This window comes from Butyrivibrio sp. AC2005 (assembly GCF_000424145.1).
Lineage (GTDB): Bacteria > Bacillota > Clostridia > Lachnospirales > Lachnospiraceae > Butyrivibrio.
The window spans coordinates 67,202-90,695 of sequence record NZ_AUJI01000019.1 but is presented as its reverse complement, the minus strand read 5'-3'; the positions used below and the strand labels follow the sequence as shown (position 1 = coordinate 90,695).

The window sequence follows — 23,494 nt, the reverse complement described above, 5'->3', positions numbered from 1 at the left end:
ATAGTATGTACTTTTTTAAGAGGTAATCATGGGTGATAAAAACGAAAAACTAAAGAAAATTTCCCTTAACGAACATGCTGACCAGCTGTTTGATAAGATTATAAATACTACTCAGGACTGCATTTTCTGGAAGGACACTGAGCGAAGATTCGTTGGTGTAAATCAGGCATTTCTGGATTTTTTCGGCTTTGATACAGCAGATGAAGTAATTGGAAAGACAGACGAGGACATGAACTGGCATCCGGATCCGAGACCTTTCATGGAGGATGAGCTCAGGGTTCTTCGCGGTGAGAGTACTCACAACGTTCACGGACAATGCATTATTAGAGGTCAGGTTCGCGAGATCATCGCAACCAAAACTCCCATTTACGATGATGGCATTATAATTGGTTTCGTTGGTTCCTTCATGGATGTCACGGAGGAACAGGAACGCATTGCAAAAATAGAGCGGCTTAATAAATTAAACGATCAGCTTCTCGAAAACGAAAAGCGTGCCAACAGACGCATGTCTGAGTTTTTATCCCGCATGAGCAATGAAATCAGAAACCCCATGAATGCAATTTCTGCGCTCTCATATCTGGGGATGAACCAGGAAGACATAAATGTCTTAAGAAATGACATGAGAAAGATATATACCTCAAGTCATTATCTCTCAAGGCTTATGAGTGACATCCTTGATATAGACAAAATCGACGGCGGTAACTTAAGCCTTGACCCCATGAAGACATCTCTTGATGATATCGTGGACGGTGTTGAAAATATTACACGTGCTTTTGCCCAGGAAAAGAACATAGAGGTCATTGTAAACAGAAATTACAGAGCTAATCCTCAAGTGATCTGCGACCTTGGAAGAACACAGCAGATGGTAATAAATCTCACCTCCAACGCTGTAAAATTCAGTGAACGGGGCGATACCATTGAATTAACAATTACTTCAAAAAAAGCAGGTAATCACTATCACATCACCTTCGTAGTCAAGGATGAGGGCTGCGGAATCAGTAGTTCCTTCATGCCAAGCCTTTTCAGGACCTTTGCTCAGGAAAAAAGAAATCCCAGCAAGTACGGTACCGGGACCGGTCTGGGACTGTCTGTTGCCAAGCGTCTTGCCTGCCTCATGAAGGGTGATATCACAGCTGAAAGCGAAGAAGGTCTCGGCAGTACCTTCACCGCAACCATTAACCTTGATGCAGTACAACTTGATGTGTAAAGATTTACCATAAATCCAATAATAAGCCCGTCTATATATACATATGTGATTTCGCACTCGTTAGCAGAGCTATAATCGCTTGAAATCACATATATATTTATAGGCGGGCTTACTTTATGGTATCTTCTATTTATTATCTATCCCGTTCCATAGCGTAGTGTCTGGATGACAGCGGCACTAGTGTAGCTGTTTCATATTAACTCGACTATATATTTGCTAAAATCCGAATTTACTGCGTTGTCATCAGTCGCCGATGGAGCCCCATCGCCTCCTTCTTCCGCCTTGTAAATTACAGATTTTATCTAAATAATATAGTCGAGAAATATAAAAACAGCTACACTAGTTTAGACTTGAGAGGAATTTTCTGGTTCTCTCCTCTCTCGGGTTATTTATAACCTGCTCTGCAGGACCTTTTTCCAGTACAATTCCATTATCCATGAAAAGAACCTCATCTGCAACATCCCTTGCAAATGCCATCTCATGCGTAACAATAATCATTGTTGTGTGCTTGTCTGCAAGCTCTCTTATTACGCGTAAAACCTCTCCTGTAAGCTCAGGATCAAGCGCTGAAGTCGGCTCATCAAAACAAAGGATATCCGGTTTTAATGCAAGTGCTCTTGCTATAGCAACTCTCTGCTGCTGTCCACCGGAAAGCTGATGCGGATATTTATCAATTCTATTTCCAAGTCCCATCTGCTCCAAAAGAACAAGCGCGCGCTGTTCAATTTCATCATTGCTCTCCGTAGATGCAAGGAGCTTGGGTGCAAGTGCTACATTTTCAAGAGCTGTATACTGCGGAAACAGATTAAACTGCTGGAAAACCATTCCAAAATGCAGCCTCTTTTCACGAAGAGTCTCAGCGTTATCCTCTGGAAGCGTCGCATCGAAAATTGTCTCTCCATGCACTGCAATCGTTCCCTCATCAGGTCTCTCCAGGAAATTAAGGCATCGAAGCAGGGTTGTTTTTCCACTTCCGGATGATCCTATTATGGATATAACCTGCCCCTTTTCCATGCTGAAGCTGATTCCCTTCAGAATCTTATTGCTTTCAAATGTCTTTTTTATATTATTAACCTCAAGTATCGGCATATATCTTCCTCTACAAATTTATTCTCCAGACCTGCACTAAGCTCTAAGCCATCTCTTAAAGTACTCTGCAGGAGAATATTATCTAAAGTAACTTAATTTCTTTTCAATGTGTCCAAAGAGCAGGGTCAAAAGTCCGCTAAACAGCAGATAAAATGCTCCTGTATAGAACAACGGCCAGATAATTCCGCTACTTTTGATAAAGGCCTGGCCATTCCAAATAATCTCATAGACCGCAATAACCCTCGCAAGGGAAGTGTCCTTTACAAGGGTGATAACCTCATTCGATATGGGCGGGACGATACGTTTAATAACCTGAAGCAGAATAATTTTTCTGAAAATCTGGCTCTTGGTCATGCCAAGCACTTTTCCGGCCTCATACTGTCCAACCGGAATTGATTGAATTCCACCTCTGAATATTTCCGAAAAATAACAGGCATAGTTAAAGACAAAAGCCACCAGCGCTGCCATAAATCTTCCGTTTCCACCTGAGCCCCATACATTAAGCCCCAGAAAAATTCCGGGGCCGTAATATATGATTAAAAGCTGAAGCATAAGCGGTGTTCCGCGAACCACCCATATAATAAATCTAATGGGAAGCTTTATTACCGGCGCCTTGTTCATTGATCCGAAGCTGATAATCAGTCCCAGCGGCAATGAAAAAACAAGTGTCAGTATAAATAATTTTAATGTTCCTAAAAACCCTTCAAGAAGGGACAATGTTACTGTTACAAACATATATATACCCATAATGCCATATACTATATAATTCCCTCATACGTATGTATCGTCAAAACCATCTTAGTTTGACGAAGAACAATATACCCCCACAGGGAATATGCATCCCCATGAGGGAATCTTTATATGGCATAGTTCCTTTTTTTAATCTGAATTACTGCTCGATCACAGCATCCTGTACGCCGTAAGTCTTTGCGATCTCAAGCATGCTGCCATCTGCGTACATAGCCTTAAGCTGATCCTCAATATAAGCTGCAAGGTCAGAGTCCTGGCGGCATCCGATTCCGTACTCCTCAGTTGTGAGTTCAACAGTGTGTGTAAGATCCGGATAGCTTGTTCCCTCTCCGATCATTGCTCCTGCCATCAGAAGATCGATGATGCAAGCACCTGAAGTACCTGCCTGAACTTCCATAACTGCATCTGCCTGAGATGTTACAGAAATGAAATCAAAGCCATTATCTGTAGCTGCCTGCTCACCTGCAGATCCTGCCTCAACCGCATAGCTGAGCGCTGCAGCATCTTCAACAGTTTTAACTGAGTCTGCCTGGTCTGCCGGAACAACAACTACCTGTGCATTGTTAAGATAAGGCTTTGTGCACTCCATAGAACTTGTAACTTCATTTGTAAGAGTCATTCCATTCCAAACCACATCAATTGACTTATTCTTAAGCTCAAGAATCTTGTTATCCCAGTCAATCTCTACAAACTCTGCTTCAACTCCAAGTGACTCGGCAACCTTCTTTGCAAGGTCTGCATCAAAGCCGATCCAGTCACCATTGTCATCCTTGTAATCCATGGGGGCAAAATCTGTAATACCAATGATCAGCTTACCCTTTCCCTTGATATATTCAACATCTGAATCACCGGTACTCTCTGCAGCATCACCTGCTTCTGCACTGTCGCCTGCTGCATCACTTGCCTCTGCACCGTCATCTGCTGCATCACCTGCTTCTGCACCGTCATCTGCTGCATCACTTGCCTCTGCACCGTCATCTGCTGCCTCTGCAGTATCCTCTGAAGCAGCTGTACTTTCTGCTTCTTCTGCATTATCTTCTGCTGCCTCACTTGCTGCATTCTCTGCACTGTTCTGTGCACCACCGTTTCCTCCGCAAGCAGTCATTCCGATTGCCATTGTTGCAGTAAGCATTGCTGCTATAAGCTTTCTTTTCATAATATTTTCCTCCTTATGTAAACGTCTGATAACAAATTAGTATCTTCACCCTTTAACACTCTACCATACTAAATTGTTTTATGCAAACATTATTATAATGTAGGATATTTATGTTATGATGAGAAAGTACCCAAAAATATGTATTTCCCAGATGGGGGTGAAAAATTTTTAGAGCAGTTCATTCTTATTTTCAGTTAGATTACTTATGGGTGAACCATTTATATCTTCAATTCATCCCTATACATCATGCTTAAAAATCCGGGTGAACTATACTAATTTAGTAACTGACTATTTGAATACTTTTTTCATTCTCATATAGATAAATTAACATATCGGATGAATTATTATTTTTTTCGTTCATCCAATATCTACTATATTCGTCTTATGTATGAAAACTATAAATTTTAGTACACCCGCAATAGAAATATTAGATTATGGGGTTGAAAATATAGCAAAAACAAAATGAAGGAACCCACACATGCATAACCAAACAGACAACTCTACCCAATCTATAGAAGAAAAAATTGTAAAAAAATATGAATCCATAACAAACTATCTCATCAAACACAAGCTTACCATCAGTACAATGGAGAGCTGCACAGCAGGAATGGTGGCATCATTCCTGACGGATACCGAAGGATCCTCCGCCACTCTGAAAGGCGCATATATAACATACTGTAATGAGGCAAAAATCAAGCAGGGAGTACCTGCTGAAACAATAGATAAATATGGTGTTTATTCAAAAGAAACTGCTCTTGCCATGGCTACTGCCTGCATGGATTCTTACAGCGCAGATATAGGAATTGGTGTTACAGGCACGCTCGGAAACACAGATCCCAATAACACAGACAGCGTCCCTGGCGAAGTTCATATCGGATTAATTATCCCTGATAACGCCAGTACAACCTCTGACACCCCAGATGCTGATAACAACAGGCCAGACAGCACCTTCACCTGCCTTTGTCACGCATGCAGCTTCACATTACCCTCAGCATCCTCCAGGCATGAGTACAAACTCATAGTAGCTGATCTCATCGCGGATGAAATAATAAACAAATTGCTTCCTATAGACACCAAATAGTGAGTAAAACTTAGCTTAATTACTCCGCTTATGGTATAGTTAATATATGTAAAACTTCATTTTTCTTAAGGAGAGATAGTTATGAATACAGCTACTATTTTTGAAGTAATCGGTTATATTGGCTCAGCGCTTGTACTTCTTTCATTTATGATGGTCTCTGTATACAAGCTGAGAATCGTTAACACCATCGGTAGTTTATTCTGTGTGATATACGGTTTGCTTATTCACGCATATCCCACTGTTGTCATGAACATAGCGCTTGTGGCAATCAATGTCTATTACCTGACAAAAATGTTAAATACGGAAAAGAACTATGATCTGGTCAAAGTATCCGGTGATGATGGGCTTACGAAATACACAATTGACTTGTATAAGGATGACATCGCGAAATGCTTCCCCGGAATATCCATGGATTTCTCAGGAGTAAATTGCGGCTTTGTTGTATGCCATAAAGGTAAACCAGTTGGAATAATGCTTGGAAATTTGAAGGATCACACTGTTGATATCAAGCTTGATTATTCAATACCTGAATATCGTGATTTTTCAATTGGTGAATTCCTTATGTCAAATCTTGTACACGAGAGTATAGACAAGCTAATTTACAAAGGATCTGATGAAAATCACAAAGCTTATCTCAGTAAGACAGGCTTCGTTCAAAAGGGCGATCATTACGAGAGAATTCTTTAATCTCAAAAACGGGAATGGTATTTGACCATTCCCGTTTTATGTTAGAAAAATAAATATCTATGCGTTATATCTCAACCTTTACTATGCGGTTTCTGCCACCTTCCTTGGCGTCATACAACGCCTTATCAACTTTAAGGAACATATCCTTCTCGTTAACACATTCTTTCACCGTTATAACTCCAAGGCTTATAGTAAGATGTCCGACATCAGGAAAAACGTGAGCCTCCACCCTTTTCCTAAGAGTCTCTGCGACAGATATTGCTGTCTCAGACTCCGTATCAGGAAGTATCACGAAGAACTCCTCTCCGCCCCATCTTCCGGCGTAACCTTTTTGAGTTTCTTCCGCATAGCTGTCCTGTTTTTCACTTCCGACAGAGGCACTCTTTCCATCGCTTGTAACATGTTCGTCGTGTCCTTCATTATCTGAACGACCCTCACTGCCTCCACTTGCAACATCATCAAGAATAGCCGCAGTTTCTTTCAGAACTATATCTCCGGTCTGATGACCATATTCATCATTCACACTCTTGAAATAATCAATATCTATCATAAGAAGACTAAGCGGCGTTTCATTTGAAGCTGATTTACGCAGCAGGTTATAGATGATCTCCTCAGTCTTTCCTCTGTTATAAAGACCTGTAAGGGCGTCTCTCTCCGCCATAAGTCGAAGCTTTTCATTAAGGACTCTAAGGTCGTTCTGCGCCTTATGGAGTTCCTCCATTGTCGTGTAGACAAGACTTGTCAGCCTTCTCATCTGAGCAGCAGGCCCCTTTAATACAGAATCATCCACATGAACCACAGGAAGCTCTTCATCAGAGGGTGCTCCCTCACGCATAGCAATGGAAAGCTGCGTAACATTATGCTCTACAATCTCTCCTGATTCCGCATCACGGATGACCTCACCCCAGGTATAAAATCCCGTAGTGGTACATAGCTGATCAAAGGGCTTAAGTTCCAGATCAACATATTTTTCCCAAAACGCCTTACGAACTATGCATGAATAAATCAAAATAGCCTGCGGCTTAAATTCGCGAACTCTCTCGAGTCTCTCATTTACCTGCTTAACAATTGTCGCAGGATTACCGTAAGAGAGCTGAATATCCATGCCAGCCATTACAGAGCCATGCATGTTAAGAGATCCGTCCTCTTCAATATGAATGGCACTTCTAAGCCACTCCTCACCCTTATATTCTGCAAGCAGCGGGAAGGTATAACCTTCCTTCGCATTATTATTCAGCTTTCTGTCAATCTCCAGGAACTTTTCATAAATCTCGGAAGCCGGCCTGTTATCCAGCTCCATGAGCCTGTGACCGTCAGCCTTCGTAACCCTGAAGGGTACTCCGAGCGGCTCCCAGCCTATGACCTTGTCTATGTCTATATGAAAATCCCTGCCCGCAAAGGTCGTTACCAGCATGGAATCATACATTATTCCGCTTGCATCAAAAACATAATGCACCGGGGAATTCATCGTATGTCCGCCCGAATATCCGCCGAAAATCCTAATGGACTTATCACATTCATCAATCTCGTCGAATAATTCTTTTGTATCAAACTCTGTCCCCGGAAGCAAAAGCTCTGCGGCCTTAATATCCGGAATGCTATCAAGCTTTTCCCTGATTTTCCTTCCAACAGAGGTCTCATTTCCTTTAATATTGTCATAACGAAAGACTTCCACATTGGTACTCTCAAAAAAGAGCGCGCCAATAAGGATACCTCTTTTTATAAGGTGTCCTTCCATAATTTCCCCGGCTGACATAGTTCCTGCTATATCAGCCTCAGGGAAAAGTTCCTGAAGTCTCTTCGCAGCATAAGCCGTAAACTTTTCCTCCTCCATACCACTGTAAATATGGAAAAGGACCTGCTTATATTTGCCGGATTTCCAGGTCTTTATGATTTCCTCAGCCTGAATATTCAATTCAGGTCTGTCCTTTAATTCGACAAGAATCTGTTTCAAACGTTAAGCCCTCATAAGAAAACTCTTATTTATTCTGAAGCAGACTCAGAGCTATCTGTTGTCTCTGTACCATCAGTGGCCTCAGTACCATCTGCTGTCTCTGTTCCATCAGTAGCCTCAGCACCATCTGTTGTCTCTGCCTCAGATGTTGTAGGAGTCTCCTCCTCTGTTATCTCTGTTGTGGCAACCTGCTCAGCGGGATTCTTTGAAGCATATACTCTCCATCCTACCAATGAACAAACTGCAAGAAGTAAAACAAGACTGACACATTTTGCTATTTTCACATTTCTCTTATGCTTTGCAATCCTTGCCTTTCTGCCCTTCTTCTCCTTTTTGTAAGCATCAACTTTTTCCTGACTCATTTTTGTATCCTCCCAACTTATTAAATTTCATCTTATTTATTAGTTTATACCAATAACAGTTTACATAGTAGCAGTAAATTGTGTTCTATTTATGAAAAAACAATAAAAATACACCCTCATTACCGATTATACGATAGTGAGGGTGCAATCATCTAAATCACAGGTATTTCTTATTTAATTATTTACTGCATAAGTTCATCGCTGGAAACATATCTTGTTACCTTGCCCTTGAGAAATACTTTTCCTCCGATAGTTCCTGTATAAGTTCTTCCGTCATCCTTTTTATAAGGCATAACAGCAATATAGTATCCTGTGTTCTTATTAAACTTGCTGCCTCTGAATTTCTTTATAGTAGCGTTGTGCTTTTTACCGCCCTTAACATTGTATACACTATAGCCTGTCTTTTCCTTATCTGAAACATAAATAAGGTAACCGCTGGCGCCTTTGGTCTTCATCCATTTTACACTAAGCTTGCCCTTCTTGATTTTTACATCATAGCCTTTGCGTGATGATGTAATCTCAGAGTCTACAAGAAGCTGAGTGAAATCGGACCAGTCACCATAATACTTTTCGTCATTGATTTCTGTGAATGCTCTTACCTTAACATTATATTTCTTATTGTTTTTAGCACTGCTCAATCCGCCGCCACTAAATACGCCCGTGCCGGTTTCCTGGTTCTTTATCATTGTGTTGCCTTCATAGACTTCATATTCATATCCGGAAACATCAGGCTTTTGCTCCCATTCAAAAGAGAAGCTTCCAAGATTTCTCCAGTTATGAGTCTGGTAAGGTGCTGCTGCCTTATCAGGTGTAGTATAAAAAGGATCACATAAATATCCGTAATCGTCCCAGTTGAGACCATACTTTTTATAATCCACAGTTATATTCACATAATATTGGCATGAAGGCTGAAGACCTGTAAATGTATATGATGTCAGATTCGGATCAATCGCAAGCTTCTTTGCCTTAGTCATTGCTCTGGCATCTTCCAGAGTTCTTCCGATACCAATATGCATCTTATCAATTTTCTGGTCTGAAACATCAGAATACTTTGTCCAGTTAACAGTTAATGTTGTCTGATCCGGATTTACCTGATGAATCTCAGCACTTGCAGCATGTACAGGCTGCGATGCAACCGGTGTTACAATGACTCCTCCCAATGAAAGTGCCACGGTTAATACTGTAGCCAATCCCCTTGATAATAAATTACTTTTCTTCACTTTTTTCATTCCTCTCTCGTTTATTTATAAAAATCTCTATGCGCATATAGAGTTTTTATCCACATAAATCTCAGGTTTTATCTGCTTTGTCGCCCTTCTTGATTAAAATTGTATAATTATAAATCGTAATTATAAACATAATATGACGCAAAATAGATAGTCGTAATTCCCCATATTTTCGTATGTTTTCCCACAAAAAAGACCGCAAACAGGCGGATTACTCCGCCAATGTTTGCAGTCAAACCATCTTTTATATATAACTAATAGAACTCCCCAAAAGATTTACAACTTTGCGTCCATACATCACTGTATGTTTGCCCTCACAAAGCACCATTATAACTCATTTTGGAGATGAATAAAACTATTTTTCCTGAAAAATACAGATTATTCGGGCATGAACCTGGACGGATCCTCTGAAACCTTCTTAACCATGTAAAGGAACTCAAGCTTGGAAGTATCATCAACAACTCCGGAGAGAGTTTTTAATCTGTCATAAACCGAGTCATAGCTTGTTGTTCCCTTATCCTTGGAATCTCTAAGGAGCATGCCAAACTGTGCAACGCCTGCTGCCCAGGAGGTATCATCATCCATTGTCTCTTCAAGCATATCGTAGGTTACAGGATATTCCTTAAGGATACTCTCAGAAGCATCAGGCTCCTTGTATCTGATGTTTACTGTAAGAAGCTCACCTTCCGGCGCTTTTGCTTCTTCTTTTTCAGTGTCCTGATATTTGGACTGTACTTTTGCCATATCCATCTTTGAGCCTACAGGAACTATCTCATACAGAACAGTAACGCACTGATTAGAACCGATCTCGCCGCCATCCTTTGTGTCATCTGCAAAATCCTCTGCTGCCATTTTTCTGTTTTCATATCCGATAAGACGATATCCCTTTACGTTTTCGGGATTGAACTCAACCTGGAACTTAGTATCCTTGGCAACTGTATAAATTGTTGACCAGAGCTCCTTCTTCAGTACACGGTCTGCTTCATCCGGGCAGTCAATATATGCATAGTTGCCGTTTCCATGATCTGCCAGCGCTTCCATCTTATCATCCTGATAATTGCCTGTTCCGAATCCAAGGCAGGAAAACATCACGCCTGATGCCTTCTCTTTTTCAATAAGGTCTATAAGTCCCGCTTCAGAAGTTGTTCCGACATTAAGATCACCATCTGTTGCAAGAATAACGCGGTTGTTACCGCCCTCTATAAAGTATTTCTCAGCAATCTCATAGGCTGTGATTATGCCTTCGCTCCCATTTGTTGAGCCGCCTGCTTCAAGCTTGTCAATCATCTCCTTTATTTTTTCATGTTCATTGCCGGAAACACCCTCTGCAACCACATCAGAAGAACCGGCATAAGTAACGATTGATACTCTGTCATTTTCATCAAGACTGTCAGTAAGTGTCTTAAAGGAATCCTGTACCAACGGGAGCTTATCAAAATCGTACATTGATCCTGAAGTATCGATAAGGAATACGATATTGCTTCCCTTTTCCGGTATAGCTTCCTCTGTCTTTAAGCCAATTTTCAGAAGAAGTGTATCCTCGTTCCACGGGCAGGGATTAAGTGTTGTTGTTACTCCGAACTTTTCACCGTTCTCAGGATTTTTGTAGTCGTAGTTAAAGTAATTTATCATCTCTTCCACACGGATAGCATTATTGTCTATGCCATAACCATACCAGTCATAATCGCGGCCAAGAATTTTTCTTCTGAGATTTGAGTATACGGCTGTGTCGGTGTCTGCCCCAAAGGTTGAGAAGGGCTGTGTACTTACAGCCACAAAGCTGGATTCATCAACATTCTTATAGGACTCTGTATCCCAGTTAACAGGTTCATTCGGCACTGCGCTACTTTCTGCATATCCGGTTTCTTCACTTGCTCCGGGTGCCTCGTAGTAGCTTTCCTCGCAGGCCTCTTCCACACAGTCAGCTGCCATTGCTACTGCATCGTTCTTGGAAGATCCGCCAGCATTTTTCATAACTCCTGTAGCATAATCTTCATTTTCATCGTAAGACATGCCATCCTTGAGATAGTTCTCATAATCTTCTCCTGCCTTACTTATAAGCTTATCCATCTCATCTGATGACTTTGCAGGTGTCTTCTCTGCCTTTTTATCCTCTTTCTTGTCAGTCTTATCCTCATCTGCTTTATCCTGCTGACTTTCTTTATTCTCTTTATTTTTCTGCTGTTTTTCCTGATTCTCCTGATTTTCCTGCTGCGTCTGTACAGTCCCATTATCAACAGAAACTGTCGGCTGCGAGCATGCTCCAAGTGTAATTGATGCTACAAGTGCAAGTATCAATAATGTTTTAATTTTCATAATCTGTTTCCTCCTGCAATTCAACCAAAAGAAGCAACCTATTTACGCTTCTACCCTATATACAGATAAGGAAACAGAAATGTTGCAAAAAAATATATTTTTATTTTTTCAAATAACCCCAAGCGTCCTTAACACAAAAAGCCAAAAAGTAAGAGAAAACGAGCATCCGAAGGTCGTTATCATAATTATACTGCTGCTAAGAGTGCCTTCATGTCCCATATTCTTAGCCATGATATAACAGCTGACTGTTGTGGCAGAGCCAAGCATAACAAGAATTGCTACTATCTGCTCGCCTGCAAATCCCAAATGAACAGCAATTGGCATGAAAATCATTACCAGTAAAAACAGCTTAATAAAGCTTGCTACAAGTGCAGGTTTAACGTTTTGCAGCGCCTTCTTATATTCAAAGGTCGCTCCCATTGACATGAGTCCAAGAGGTGTTGCCAGAGCACCGATGTCTCCCACAACCGTTCCCATTATTCTGGGAATGGGAAACTCACATACTGACCACAGAAGTCCTGCCACAATACCTATAATTATAGGATTTTTAGCTATGCCGATTATTGTCTTCTTTATTAGTTGATTCTTATCGGCCAAATCTCCCTCATCACCTTCTGTATCCGGCGCACTGAGCGTAAGAATTATTACTGCAAAAATATTGTAAAGAGGTACGCTTCCCAGGATCATAAGCGGAGCCATCCCGCTACTTGAGTCTCCATAGATACTGCGGATAAACGCGAGTCCCAAAAGTGCAGCACTACTTCTGTATGAGCCCTGCAGAAACTCACCTCTTCTTGAAGGCGTCTTCACAAAAACTTTAGCAAGTATCCATATGAAAAATATGCTGATTATTGTTGTAGAAAAACAAAAGAAAACAAATCCCGGATTCCAGGTTCCGACGAAATCCTGATCTGCAAGGTCAGAGAATAGCAGGACAGGAAGAGCAACTTTAAACACAAATTTATTCATAAAAGCTGCTGCCTTTTCATCTATTATCCCAAGCCTCCTGAAGACATTCCCAAGTGTCATCATCAAAAAAATCGGAAGCGTTGCATTCAAACTAAAAACCAAATTCTCCATATCACAAATCCCTGCCTTCCATATTAGAACTAATTTCAAATTATAAAAAACCGGAACTGTATAAGCAAGCGCTCATACAGTTCCGGTATAATTATTATTTCTTATTTCGCCTTAAAATTACAACCAATTTCATTGGCATATGATTCTGCATAACTTCCTGCGGGGGCTATAATAGTACAGTCTCCTGGAAACTTACATTTTATTTCTGTTACAGACGCCGGAAGCTCTACTTGAGTAAGAGCATCATTACCTTTAAATGCTCCTTCATCAATCATTTCAACTCCCTCTTCGACAACTACTTCCTGTAAGTTCTCACAATCTTCAAATGCACAAATACCGATTGTTTTTACGTTTCCCGGAATGGTTACCCTTTCTAATTCCGTAAGAGAGAATACTCCTTTACTCATATCCGTCAACGACTTTGGAATATTTATTTCCTTAATTGCTGCCGTGCTAAAGGCCGCTTCTCCAATTTCTTCAACAGAATCCGGAAGATTTATTACTTTTAGCTCTGAATCCAGATCAAATGCCTTTGCACCGATTTTTGTTACATTTTCACCCATAACAACTTCTTCAAGATTATCATTGGCCCAGCATGCTGCCTGCTCAATAGTAGTTACACTATCTGGAATAACTATCTTTACTATCGAATCCCCTTTAATTCCATCGATACTGGTAACCTTTGCTCCATCTATTTCTTCCGGTATATTTACTATGGCTGCCGTACCATTGTATGCCCGTATGGCAACAGTTCCATCCTCCAAAAAGATATATTCAAAATCCTCTATCTGGGATTCCTCTAAACTTTCTTTACCTTCTTTACCTTCTTCACCTTCTATGCCTGTTTCCTCAGGTGCCTGCTCTTTATCTCCTACAGCAACATCAGCTTCCTTTACTCCACCGCAGGCTGTCATGCTCACTGTTATCAAAACACTCAGGATCATAATAATCACATTATTTTTCATACCGGTTCCCTTCTTCTGTAACAATTGTAACAAATGAAAAGACTGCAAGTTCAGAGGAAAATCCCTAACCTTGCAGTCTAAACATCTTAAAAAAGTCCCAAAAGATTTACAACTTTGCATCCATACATATCGTATTTCAGCCTCCAAATGATTTCCCCGATTAACATTGAATATCCTCTGTGTTCCCTCACCGAATACTCAACAGTCAATAACCATCTTTAAATTGTAATCCCCTCGACAAAAGTAATTATACATGTAATTTTCAAAATTGCAACTATTTTATTAACATTTGTAAAATTTTGTAATTTTTCTACTTGAGCATCATTTCAAATGCATCTGCCTTTACAGGTTTTCCATAGTAATATCCCTGCAATGTATTAACCCCGAGAGACTGCATATTTTCTGACTGTACCTCTGTTTCTATGCCGACAGCCGACACTGTCATGCCAAGAGTTTCCGCAATGGCCATAATGGATTTTACCAGTTTTTTAATTCTCGGATCATTTACAGAATTTGTAACAAGTGCTCTGGATATCTTAATACTATCGATTCCACAATCCTGAACGAATGCCAGATTTATATCGCCTCCTCCAAAATCATTTAGTGAAAGCATGTATCCATCCTCATGGAGTCTTATCATTGCAGCTTTTGAAGAGTATGATGCACCCATTATTACTGTATTTGTTATATCAAGTGTAACCATTGACGTAGGGTAATTCAGCTCCTTCGTTATCTTATTAAGGACATTTGCGTATTCCGCACTGATCAGCTGAAGCGGTGATATATTCAGGGTTACAGCCATATTCTTATGATACTTCTCATTCCAGCTTGCAATCTGTCTGACTGCGGTATTAACAATCCATTCGCCAAGTATATTCATAAAGCCGCACTCTTCTGCCGCATCAATAACTTCCAATGGGGATACTTTTTCCAGCTCACCATTAAAATGTATGAAAACCTCAGCTCCGATTATTTCCTTAGTCTGTGCATTGACCTGTGGCTGATAGAAAAGAACGAAATCCCTGTCAGGCTTTGCTATCTTAAGTCTGGTCTCAATAGCATTCTGGGTCGAAATAATCTGAACAAGACCGGAATTGAAAAACTTATAGCCATCCTTGTTCCCACCATGTTTTACATAGTTCATGGCCGTATCTGCATACTGAAGAAGCTCTTCTATATCCGTTCCATCCTGCGGATACACGGAGACACCGATACTTGCGGAGAGCTTGAAAACATAGGTATTATGCTTAATAGGAGTATTAAACAACTTTCTCAGATTCTCTGCTGCATCTTCAAGATTTTCCAAATCTCCCCGTATTTTCATGATGATCAGGAATTCGTCACCGCCCATTCTAAAGCAGGTATAATCATCCGGAAGCTCACGCATTCTATTACCGAATTCCTCAAGAACCTTATCACCCATTTCCGGCCCATAGGTATCATTAATCGGCTTAAAATGATTGAGGTCTATAACGAAAAATGCATACTTTTTTCCGGATATCTGATCTTCCTGCAGATTTTTCATATAAGTCCCCGCATACCAGCGGTTGTAAAGCCCCGTTAACATATCCGTGGAGGACAAAAGCTCAAGCTTCTCATTTGCCTTTGTTAAATCCCTGGTCTGCTCCTCCACCTTTTTCTCAAGCATGGCATTCTGCCGCTTTTCGTGCTCAAGCAGCTCATCATTAAGGCTGTCTGCCTTCAAAATATAGGTCATGATAATGTAGGCCATAGCAACTATTACAATATAGGATGCCTCCGAGCGTGTTACGAAACCCACAACAACCATTATCACAGCTGCTATGGCTGCAATAATGGCGACAATAAAACGTGCCCTTGTCGCAGGTGCAGAATATGACCAGCCATTAAATTCAAAGTAATATTTTTTCTGAACCTGTATGGTAATTCCCATTGTCATAAAGATCAGAAGTGCCATATACACAAGGTCAGCGTAATAATCATCAGGAACTCCGCCAATTGCCTGGGTGAATATGTACTGGATGTCCATTATTTCATAAATGAGCATCGCTGTAGTGGTCATAAGAGTTCCTTTTTTAAGATTCTCCACCCCCACCAGATGATAGGTCTGCAGGCTGAACATAGCCACATTAAATGCAGCAAATATCAGCAGCAGATAAATCAGTTCCCTCAGGTTATGAATATGGCCTACAACCTGACTGAAATATTTATATATGAAAACAAAACCGATAATTGCCACAGCGAAGCTGTTTGCAAACAGATGGGCAAGATCGCGCCGCCTTCCCTTAAGTTTGTAAATAAGGAAGGTCGTCTCATTTAAAAAGAAAAAGAAGCTTGGAGTAATATAGATTATCCCAACAATCTCTATATATTGTTCAAGGTTTACTATGTAATGATTGAAAAATCGAAAAATATAGTAGATATCTATTACGAGAAATCCCATGCCCATACAGGCTGTAGAGAACTTATGGGGACCAAGTCCGGGAAGATTGGACATCAAAATCAGGAACACCAAAAAAGCTGTTATTGGTGCACATAATTCAGTAGCTACCTGATTTTCAGTCAGAGTGAAAATAGCAGTAAGCAGATAAAAGAATCCGGCCATTACCATCAGGCCTTTCTTTGTCGTACTCATAACATTCCCCTTTTTAAGCCCTTTTTTATAGCTGTAGCTGGTTCCTCTACTTATCATCTTAGCATATACAATTTTTCGACATCCTAATCTTTTTCTAAAATAATAGTTAATTATTTATACATATTCTTACATGGCGAAATATAGCTGTTTTCGCCGCCTATAACATTTAGTTATTCGAAAAAACGTCTTTTTTAATTGCTAATATAACAAAAGTGGTATATCATACACATATTAAAACTACCTATTCGATAGGTTTTAAGAGGAGGACATTTATTTATGAAAAAGAAAGTTTTGACAAGTATTATCCTTTCTACAGTTCTTAGCTTTGGTGCACTCACAGGCTGCGCCGGTGGCGGAAGCGCTGATACTGCAAGCGAGGCTTCAACAGAGAGCTCTGCAGAGGCTGTAGAAGCAACTGTTACACAGGAAGGCTCTGATGAAGAGACCACAGAAGAAGCTACTGAAGCTGAAAGCACTGAAGAAGCTACTGATACTGAAAGCACTGAGGATGCTACAGATGCCGAGAGCACTGAGGATGCTGAAGCAATCACTCCTACAGACGGTGACAACAAGATTTCCGTTGGTGCTACACCTGTTCCTCACGCTGAGATTCTTGACAACATCGTTAAGGAAGTTCTTGCAAAGGACGGTTGGGAGCTTGAGACAGTTGTATTCAATGATTATGTACTTCCCAACACTTCACTTGAAGAAGGTGAGCTTGATGCCAACTATTTCCAGACACTTGGTTATATGAACCAGCAGAATGAGGACGCAGGTCTTCACCTTACAGCTGTAGCAGGTGTTCACATCGAGCCCATGGGTATCTACTCCGAGAAGTATACTTCACTTGAGGAGCTTCCGGATGGCGCTTCAATCGGTATTCCCAACGATCCCGACAACGCAGAGCGCGGAATTGATCTTCTTGTTCAGAAGGGTCTTCTTACTTCCAAGGGTGACTACGGCACAGATGCCAACTACACAGAGGATACTCTTACAAATGATGCAGATGCTAACCCTCACGGTTATGTAATCACACCTCTTGAGGCAGCTTCTCTTCCGTTATCACTTCCTGATCTTGATGCAGCAACAATCAACGGTAACTACGCTCTTGAAGCAGGTCTTCCGGATTCACACCCTGCACTTGATATCGAGGAATTCGATGATGAGACAACTATTAAGAGAACAAACTTCCTTGTAGTTAAGGATGGCACACAGGATTCTGACAAGATCAAGGCACTTGTAAAAGCACTTCAGTCAGATGAAGTTAAGGCATATATTGAGGAAACCTATAAGGGAGCCGTTATTCCCTCCTTTACAGATGCTCAGTAATATATAAGAGTCCGCCCACCTTAATGTGTATATTCATTTCCAATCTCGTTACGCTTCGCGTATAATCGATTGGATCTGAACATACACATCCGGGTGGGCTATTTTTATGTATGAATCTCATTTGGATTAGTATATTTCTTCGCTGGAACAAGGTCCCATGCGTATAATCGATTGGATTTGAACACACACACTTCCGGGGTACTGTTTGTTGGTATATTTTTTATAATGATTCCTTAGATATGGTTTTATCTTTTGACAATATTTTTGGATACTATCCTTTTCGGATGAAATACATTCAGCATTTTATCGTTTTGGCATTATGTTTTTATTGTTTTATCGCGTATAGTAACCCATTATTTATTTTCTTACCTTTTTGGATGTTCAAAATTTATATTATCGTTCACTAATTATCGGCATTATGCATACAGTGCATCCACTTTTCATTTTTCATAAAAAACGGGTTACCTCAAATCAATATTTAGTTTATTTACATTTGTTATTTAGATTTAAATTCATCCATTTATCAAAGTTTTCACATTTTCGAATGACCATATACTATATAATGATATTTTTTGTTCGTATGCAAGTTTTTTATTCATCCAATTTGCTTAATACGGAATTAGCGGGTGATATATTCTTGAAACACGACCAAAATACACAAAATATACCCCAGGATACACCTGCCAATAATGTATTCAATAACTCAATCAATATCCCCAAAAACAAGAAAAAGAAAGCAATGAAATAAAAAAGGCAAAAAGCATGCCTTGAATCTTATAATCAATGCATTTCTGAGCCCCTTTTTGTGGTACAATACATAGGTAATTTTTAGAAAAAGTATTTGTTAGGGAAGTTGAATAATGATTAAAATTGAAAGTGTAACAAAATCCTTTAAGGATACAGATGTTCTTAAGGGTATTTCCATGGAGATCGAGGATCATGAGATCTTCGGTATCATTGGTCAGAGTGGTGCCGGTAAGTCCACTCTTCTTCGTTGTATCAACGGTTTGGAATCCTACGATTCAGGTCTTATCACAGTTGACGGACAGGAAGTTAATATCAGAGACAAGAAGGCTCTTCGCCAGCTGCAAAAGCGTATGGGTATGATTTTCCAGAGCTTCAATCTTCTTGAGAGACTTGATGTATACCAGAATGTCGCTCTGCCTATGAAGTTTTGGGGCATGAAGACCAACACTCCCGAGGCTAAGGAGAAAATCCTAAAACTCATCAAGCTTGTCGGTCTTGAGGAAAAGGTGCACGCAAAGCCCCGTGAACTCTCCGGTGGTCAGAAACAGCGTGTAGCTATCGCCAGAGCGCTTGTGCTTGATCCCGAGTTCCTTCTTTGCGATGAAGCAACCAGTGCCCTTGATCCTGAGATTACAAAGGGAATTCTTGCTCTTTTACAGAAGATCAACAAGGAAATGGGAATAACCATCATCGTCGTAACTCATCAGATGGAGGTTGTTAAGCAGATTTGTAAAAAGGTTGCATTTCTTAGTAACGGACAGGTTCTCTCCGTAGGTCAGCCTGAGAAGCTCTTTGTATGGCCTAAGGAAAAAGAAATCAGAGATTTCCTTAGAGAAGAAAGTGATAAGCTTCCTGCTACAGGGCTTAATATCAAGCTCTTCTTCTACGGTGAAGGTAATCAGCGTCCTATAGTAACAATGATGTCCCAGGAGCTTCACAGAGATTTCAATATCTGCTGGGCTAAGCTCGAAGATTTCCGAGAGGATGTATACGGAAGCCTTGTTCTCAACATTAACCCTGATGACCTGGACAACGTATGCGCTTTTCTTGATAAACACGATGTTACATGGGAGGTTATTAAGTAATGACAGCTATCATTTTAAAAGCTTTTAACCAGACCCTTTATATGGTTTTCTGGTCCACACTTTTTTCAGTAGTATTGGGATTTATCCCTGCAATAATCCTGACATTGACCGCACCTGACGGCCTTAAGCCCAACAAGCTTGTTTACGAGGTTCTGAGTTTTATAGTAAATGTATTCAGAAGCTTTCCGTTCATTATCCTGTTGGTAATTCTGATTCCTTTTACAAGAATGGTTGTTGGAAAATCAATCGGAACAACAGCTTCAATTGTTCCGCTGACAATTTCAGCAATCCCTTTCATCGCAAGGGTTTTTGAATCCGCTCTTCGTGAGACGAATCCCGGAGTTGTCGAGGCTGCAAGATCCTTCGGCGCATCGAACTTCCAGATTCTCCTTCGTGTTTATGTAAAAGAATCAATTCCGCGAATGCTGAACGGTATTGTACTCCTCGTAATCTCGCTCATCGGTTACTCCGCAATGGCAGGAACCGTCGGTGGTGGCGGTATCGGTGATATCGCAATCCGCTATGGTTACCAGCAGTACAAGACAGACTACCTTATTGTCTGCTCAATCATACTGATTGCTTTCGTTCAGGCAATTCAGATGCTCGGAAACTTCATGTACAAGAAGATGTCCTAAAAAAACAGGCATTGTGACTTAAAATCACAGTGCCTGTTTTATTTTATATCATCATTAATTCTAGCCCATGACACTTACTATATTGTAAAAAACGATTAAATCCGGATGAATTCACCGTAAAAAAACATAAAACAGCTCGCATTTTTATTTTTTCATACATAAAAATACCGACCCCCAATCGTTAGATATACAGGTCTAACTATTGAAGGTCGGTAAAAATATGAAATCTATTATACCAATGACCACTTAACACCTTCGCGTGTGTCCTTGATCTCTACGCCCTTAGCAAGGAGCTCGTCGCGAATAGCATCTGCTGTAGCAAAATCCTTTGCCTTCTTGGCAGCTGCTCTTCTCTCGATCGCATCCTTGATGAATGCTTCAAGCTCAGGATCGATATCTGCAGAATCATCCGCAAGTGCATGTCCGATAAGATCAAGTGAAAGAACCTTGTCAAAGCTGTCTACAACAGCAAGCTTGGTAACTGCGTTTGTGTCAGCCTTGAGGATATCATAAAGGAGTGTTACTGCCATTGAAGTGTTGAGGTCATTTGAAATTGCATCTGCAAATTTATCCTCAAAATCCTTTACCACGTCCTTATCTATATCAGAACTGTTTCTTACAACCTCAAGGAATTCAGCAAAGCTTTTCTCATCCCTTGATGAAGTCTCATTGCTGCCGGCACCTTCATTTGCCTTTCCTGCATTCTCGTTCTTAAACTTCTCAGCAGCTGCTTTTATCTTCTCATCAGAACCAATCAGCGCCTCTACCTTCTTAACAAGGTTATTGTAGGCTGTCACTGTGTTATCAAGCACCTCGAAGGAGAACTCAAGAGGCTTTCTGTAATGTGACTGCAGGCAGAAGAATCTGTAAACTAGGGGATCGTAGCCCTTCTCCTGAAGAACGGAAACAGTGAGAACTGCTCCCTTGGACTTACTCATTTTCCCTGCTCTGTCATTTAAGTGATTTGAGTGGAACCAGTATTTGCACCATCTGTGACCAAGATAGCTCTCGGACTGGGCAATTTCATTTGTGTGGTGAGGGAAAATGTTATCAACACCACCGCAGTGAATATCAATGTATTCGCCAAGATGCTTCATTGAAATGCATGAGCACTCGATATGCCAGCCAGGATAACCAACACCCCAGGGGCTGTCCCACTTAAGAGCCTGATCTTCGAACTTTGATTTTGTAAACCACAGTACAAAGTCTGTCTTATTCTTCTTAGCGGTGTCCTCTTCAACATCGTCACGAACACCGACTGCAAGCTGCTCTTTTTCTATAGCAGATGAAAATACGTAGTAGTCCTCAAGCTTACTGGTATCAAAGTACACATTTCCGCCTGCCACATATGCATAACCCTTCTCAAGAAGAACCTCTACCATGTGAATGAACTCAGGTATGCAGTTGGTTGCAGGCTCGATAACCTCAGGACGCTTATTTCCGACAGCATCGAAATCCTTGAAGAATGCCTTAGTATAAAAATCAGCAATCTCCATTACTGTCTTGTGCTCACGCTTAGCACCTGCAAGCATCTTATCTTCACCTGTGTCAGCATCCGATGAAAGATGGCCGACATCAGTGATATTCATTACACGCTTAACATCATAGCCACAATATTCAAGTGCCTTGATAAGCGCATCCTGCATGATGTATGTGCGGATATTACCTATATGTGCGAAGTGGTAAACTGTAGGTCCACAGGTATACATGGAAACCTTGCCCTCTTCGTTTGGTATAAACTCTTCGATTGTTCTGGAGAGAGTATTGTAAAAACTGAACTTATGTGCCATTTTTAACTCCTTACAAATTTAATTCACCGGATAGAATAATTTCACAGTCATCCTATCCCGGACGCTAGTATAGTTTTTTATACTAAACAGTTACACTAAACATCCATTCAATTATAGATAATTCTTTTTTACCAAACTGAATTATAGCAGAAATATATGCATTTTTACAGAAAAATGGGCATTTTTTCATAATCAATCCCAGCCAATTAACCATGAGAAAGTCATACATAAGAAAGACTGTCGCTTATGGCATTCTCGCTGAGCAATTTTTATTTCATAGAAAGCCATGAAATAAAGAACCGCACAACAAATCTGCTGTGCGGCTTTTTGATTATCATTTCACTCTGACTTTTTTCACCTTTGACCAGTCTGAAAAATAGTAATTCCCTGAACTACTCTTCTCAAAGGTTCTTATCTGAACATAGTAGTTCTTGTGACGCTTTAACTTCTTCAAGGTTGCCGTCATGCTCTTTGGCTGACTGTAGGAAGAACTGCTGACCTCCTTGGTCTTAACATTGCCTGTAAAGTCTTTTCTGGTTGAATAACGAATCTGGTAGCCATTCACATTATCCACACACTTAAACTTAACTTCTGCCTGTCCCTTTTTATTGGACTTGATCTTCCTGATAGTTGTCGGATTGATTCCCTGTCTTTCAATATTGAACTTATACTTTGAGGCATAGTCACCCTCAATTTTAATATAGTATGTTCCGCCTACGAAATACGCTGTGCTTGTGTGAAGCTCATTTCCGGAAACAGGTACATCAGACCAATAGTCCTTTAAGTCGGAATCCATTATATAAAACTTGAACTGACCGGTATTTGCAATATAGCTGATCTTGTACTTACCATTTTCAGGAATTTCGAATTTGTACCAATCTATCGGATCAGCATATGAAACTACATTATTGTTCTCTGTTCCGGGCACATAAGTAATGGGATTCTCATACTCATCTTCGAAGGCATCCTTAAAGCCGTAGCCTGAAAACTCTATCTTTACCTTCGAATTACTATCATCAGCATGCAATTTCAAATAATGTCTTCCTGCTGCTGCTGAAAAATGACTTACAAACGGTTCATTTTTATGAACACTGTCCCAACTCCTGATCCAGTTATGATCCGTGGTGAATTTATCAATAAAAACTTCACCTGTTATGGTTACTTTTAAATCACCATCCTGCGGAAGATCAAATGCATACCATATAGCTCCATTCCCATCAGTTGCTGATAATTGATAAGTCGAATTAATCGGAATCATGATCGGATCAAGATAATTCTCGCCCTTAGCGCTTACGCTGCTTACTGATAAATCTGTACTGTGAAAAGAGATGACCGTCAGAGCGACAGCCACCATAAGTGATAAAAACCTGGTAACTTTCTTCATACTTCCCCTTTTCTCCCTTTGGATAATATAGTTCCCC

Annotated in this window: 18 protein-coding genes and 1 riboswitch; of the genes, 6 read left to right on the top strand and 12 right to left on the bottom strand. The window is 40.5% G+C overall.

Annotated elements, in window-relative coordinates:
* The first annotated feature begins 28 nt into the window (after positions 1-28).
* Positions 29-1,207, top strand: a complete 1,179-nt coding sequence (locus G602_RS0106840) for a PAS domain-containing sensor histidine kinase (protein WP_026658328.1) — start codon at positions 29-31, stop codon at positions 1,205-1,207.
* Positions 1,208-1,546: 339 nt separating this feature from the next.
* On the opposite strand, the gene G602_RS0106835 is transcribed toward G602_RS0106840, so the two are convergent.
* From G602_RS0106835 to G602_RS0106825, 3 genes are all read right to left on the bottom strand, one after another.
* The gene (locus G602_RS0106835) at positions 1,547-2,296 is read right to left on the bottom strand and encodes an amino acid ABC transporter ATP-binding protein (RefSeq protein ID WP_026658327.1); all 750 of its coding nucleotides are present in this window, start codon (positions 2,294-2,296) and stop codon (positions 1,547-1,549) included.
* Between the two features lie 78 nt (positions 2,297-2,374).
* Positions 2,375-3,031: an amino acid ABC transporter permease gene (locus tag G602_RS0106830; RefSeq protein WP_155829713.1), complete on the bottom strand. Its 657-nt coding sequence runs from the start codon at positions 3,029-3,031 to the stop codon at positions 2,375-2,377.
* Positions 3,032-3,185: 154 nt separating this feature from the next.
* Positions 3,186-4,202, bottom strand: a complete 1,017-nt coding sequence (locus G602_RS0106825; protein WP_026658324.1) for a transporter substrate-binding domain-containing protein — start codon at positions 4,200-4,202, stop codon at positions 3,186-3,188.
* A 478-nt stretch (positions 4,203-4,680) separates the two neighbouring features.
* Between G602_RS0106825 and G602_RS0106820 the strand changes: the two genes are divergently transcribed.
* Together G602_RS0106820 and G602_RS0106815 are read left to right on the top strand one after the other, a co-directional pair.
* Positions 4,681-5,283, top strand: a complete 603-nt coding sequence (locus G602_RS0106820; protein WP_044931313.1) for a CinA family protein — start codon at positions 4,681-4,683, stop codon at positions 5,281-5,283.
* 81 nt (positions 5,284-5,364) lie between these two features.
* Positions 5,365-5,970 carry a hypothetical protein gene (locus G602_RS0106815; RefSeq protein ID WP_044931310.1) on the top strand — a complete coding sequence of 202 codons (606 nt, stop codon included), beginning with the start codon at positions 5,365-5,367 and terminating at the stop codon, positions 5,968-5,970.
* A 64-nt stretch (positions 5,971-6,034) separates the two neighbouring features.
* On the opposite strand, the gene G602_RS31795 is transcribed toward G602_RS0106815, so the two are convergent.
* The 7 genes from G602_RS31795 to G602_RS0106780 all read right to left on the bottom strand — a co-directional run bounded on the left by G602_RS31795 (position 6,035) and on the right by G602_RS0106780 (position 16,487).
* A complete protein-coding gene (locus G602_RS31795) occupies positions 6,035-7,924 on the bottom strand; it encodes a sensor domain-containing diguanylate cyclase (RefSeq protein ID WP_026658321.1) in 1,890 nt (629 codons plus the stop codon).
* A gap of 29 nt (positions 7,925-7,953) precedes the next feature.
* Positions 7,954-8,286, bottom strand: a complete 333-nt coding sequence (locus tag G602_RS25575; RefSeq protein ID WP_044931308.1) for a hypothetical protein — start codon at positions 8,284-8,286, stop codon at positions 7,954-7,956.
* Positions 8,287-8,468: 182 nt separating this feature from the next.
* Positions 8,469-9,506 carry a fibronectin type III domain-containing protein gene (locus G602_RS0106800; protein ID WP_196808606.1) on the bottom strand — a complete coding sequence of 346 codons (1,038 nt, stop codon included), beginning with the start codon at positions 9,504-9,506 and terminating at the stop codon, positions 8,469-8,471.
* 230 nt (positions 9,507-9,736) lie between these two features.
* A riboswitch (cyclic di-GMP riboswitch) is annotated at positions 9,737-9,835 on the bottom strand.
* Positions 9,836-9,890: 55 nt separating this feature from the next.
* The gene (locus G602_RS25570) at positions 9,891-11,828 is read right to left on the bottom strand and encodes a vWA domain-containing protein (RefSeq protein WP_049945097.1); all 1,938 of its coding nucleotides are present in this window, start codon (positions 11,826-11,828) and stop codon (positions 9,891-9,893) included.
* A gap of 108 nt (positions 11,829-11,936) precedes the next feature.
* Complete coding sequence (locus tag G602_RS0106790; protein ID WP_026658319.1) at positions 11,937-12,908, bottom strand: AEC family transporter; 972 nt, start codon at positions 12,906-12,908, stop codon at positions 11,937-11,939.
* Positions 12,909-13,009: 101 nt separating this feature from the next.
* Positions 13,010-13,873 carry a leucine-rich repeat domain-containing protein gene (locus tag G602_RS0106785; RefSeq protein ID WP_026658318.1) on the bottom strand — a complete coding sequence of 288 codons (864 nt, stop codon included), beginning with the start codon at positions 13,871-13,873 and terminating at the stop codon, positions 13,010-13,012.
* Between the two features lie 310 nt (positions 13,874-14,183).
* Positions 14,184-16,487, bottom strand: a complete 2,304-nt coding sequence (locus G602_RS0106780; RefSeq protein WP_196808605.1) for a putative bifunctional diguanylate cyclase/phosphodiesterase — start codon at positions 16,485-16,487, stop codon at positions 14,184-14,186.
* A gap of 276 nt (positions 16,488-16,763) precedes the next feature.
* Here G602_RS0106780 and G602_RS0106775 point away from each other — a divergent pair, with 276 nt between their 5' ends.
* From G602_RS0106775 to G602_RS0106765, 3 genes are all read left to right on the top strand, one after another.
* Entirely contained in the window at positions 16,764-17,816 is a 1,053-nt protein-coding gene (locus G602_RS0106775) for a MetQ/NlpA family ABC transporter substrate-binding protein (protein ID WP_026658315.1), read from the top strand.
* Between the two features lie 860 nt (positions 17,817-18,676).
* On the top strand, positions 18,677-19,648 hold the full coding sequence (locus G602_RS0106770) for a methionine ABC transporter ATP-binding protein (protein ID WP_026658314.1): 972 nt from the start codon (positions 18,677-18,679) through the stop codon (positions 19,646-19,648).
* On the top strand, positions 19,648-20,283 hold the full coding sequence (locus G602_RS0106765) for a methionine ABC transporter permease (protein ID WP_026658313.1): 636 nt from the start codon (positions 19,648-19,650) through the stop codon (positions 20,281-20,283). Before G602_RS0106770 ends, G602_RS0106765 begins: the two co-directional genes overlap by 1 nt.
* 230 nt (positions 20,284-20,513) lie before the next feature.
* Here the strand turns inward: G602_RS0106765 and cysS are convergent, their stop codons facing one another.
* A complete protein-coding gene (gene cysS, locus G602_RS0106760; RefSeq protein ID WP_026658312.1) occupies positions 20,514-22,073 on the bottom strand; it encodes a cysteine--tRNA ligase in 1,560 nt (519 codons plus the stop codon).
* 334 nt (positions 22,074-22,407) lie between these two features.
* Positions 22,408-23,457, bottom strand: a complete 1,050-nt coding sequence (locus G602_RS0106755; RefSeq protein WP_026658311.1) for a PPC domain-containing protein — start codon at positions 23,455-23,457, stop codon at positions 22,408-22,410.
* Positions 23,458-23,494: the final 37 nt, after the last annotated feature.

What these genes read in the sequence shown, in the direction of transcription:
- G602_RS0106825 (WP_026658324.1), bottom strand. Translation starts at nt 4,202, where the DNA reads ATGAAAAGAAAGCTTATAGCAGCAATGCTTACTGCAACAATGGCAATC.
- G602_RS0106830 (WP_155829713.1), bottom strand. Translation starts at nt 3,031, where the DNA reads ATGTTTGTAACAGTAACATTGTCCCTTCTTGAAGGGTTTTTAGGAACA.
- G602_RS0106770 (WP_026658314.1), top strand. Translation starts at nt 18,677, where the DNA reads ATGATTAAAATTGAAAGTGTAACAAAATCCTTTAAGGATACAGATGTT.
- G602_RS0106775 (WP_026658315.1), top strand. Translation starts at nt 16,764, where the DNA reads ATGAAAAAGAAAGTTTTGACAAGTATTATCCTTTCTACAGTTCTTAGC.
- G602_RS25575 (WP_044931308.1), bottom strand. Translation starts at nt 8,286, where the DNA reads ATGAGTCAGGAAAAAGTTGATGCTTACAAAAAGGAGAAGAAGGGCAGA.
- G602_RS0106790 (WP_026658319.1), bottom strand. Translation starts at nt 12,908, where the DNA reads ATGGAGAATTTGGTTTTTAGTTTGAATGCAACGCTTCCGATTTTTTTG.
- G602_RS0106765 (WP_026658313.1), top strand. Translation starts at nt 19,648, where the DNA reads ATGACAGCTATCATTTTAAAAGCTTTTAACCAGACCCTTTATATGGTT.
- G602_RS25570 (WP_049945097.1), bottom strand. Translation starts at nt 11,828, where the DNA reads ATGAAAATTAAAACATTATTGATACTTGCACTTGTAGCATCAATTACA.
- G602_RS0106785 (WP_026658318.1), bottom strand. Translation starts at nt 13,873, where the DNA reads ATGAAAAATAATGTGATTATTATGATCCTGAGTGTTTTGATAACAGTG.
- G602_RS0106780 (WP_196808605.1), bottom strand. Translation starts at nt 16,487, where the DNA reads ATGAGTACGACAAAGAAAGGCCTGATGGTAATGGCCGGATTCTTTTAT.
- G602_RS0106820 (WP_044931313.1), top strand. Translation starts at nt 4,681, where the DNA reads ATGCATAACCAAACAGACAACTCTACCCAATCTATAGAAGAAAAAATT.
- G602_RS0106840 (WP_026658328.1), top strand. Translation starts at nt 29, where the DNA reads ATGGGTGATAAAAACGAAAAACTAAAGAAAATTTCCCTTAACGAACAT.
- G602_RS0106755 (WP_026658311.1), bottom strand. Translation starts at nt 23,457, where the DNA reads ATGAAGAAAGTTACCAGGTTTTTATCACTTATGGTGGCTGTCGCTCTG.
- cysS (WP_026658312.1), bottom strand. Translation starts at nt 22,073, where the DNA reads ATGGCACATAAGTTCAGTTTTTACAATACTCTCTCCAGAACAATCGAA.
- G602_RS0106835 (WP_026658327.1), bottom strand. Translation starts at nt 2,296, where the DNA reads ATGCCGATACTTGAGGTTAATAATATAAAAAAGACATTTGAAAGCAAT.
- G602_RS0106815 (WP_044931310.1), top strand. Translation starts at nt 5,365, where the DNA reads ATGAATACAGCTACTATTTTTGAAGTAATCGGTTATATTGGCTCAGCG.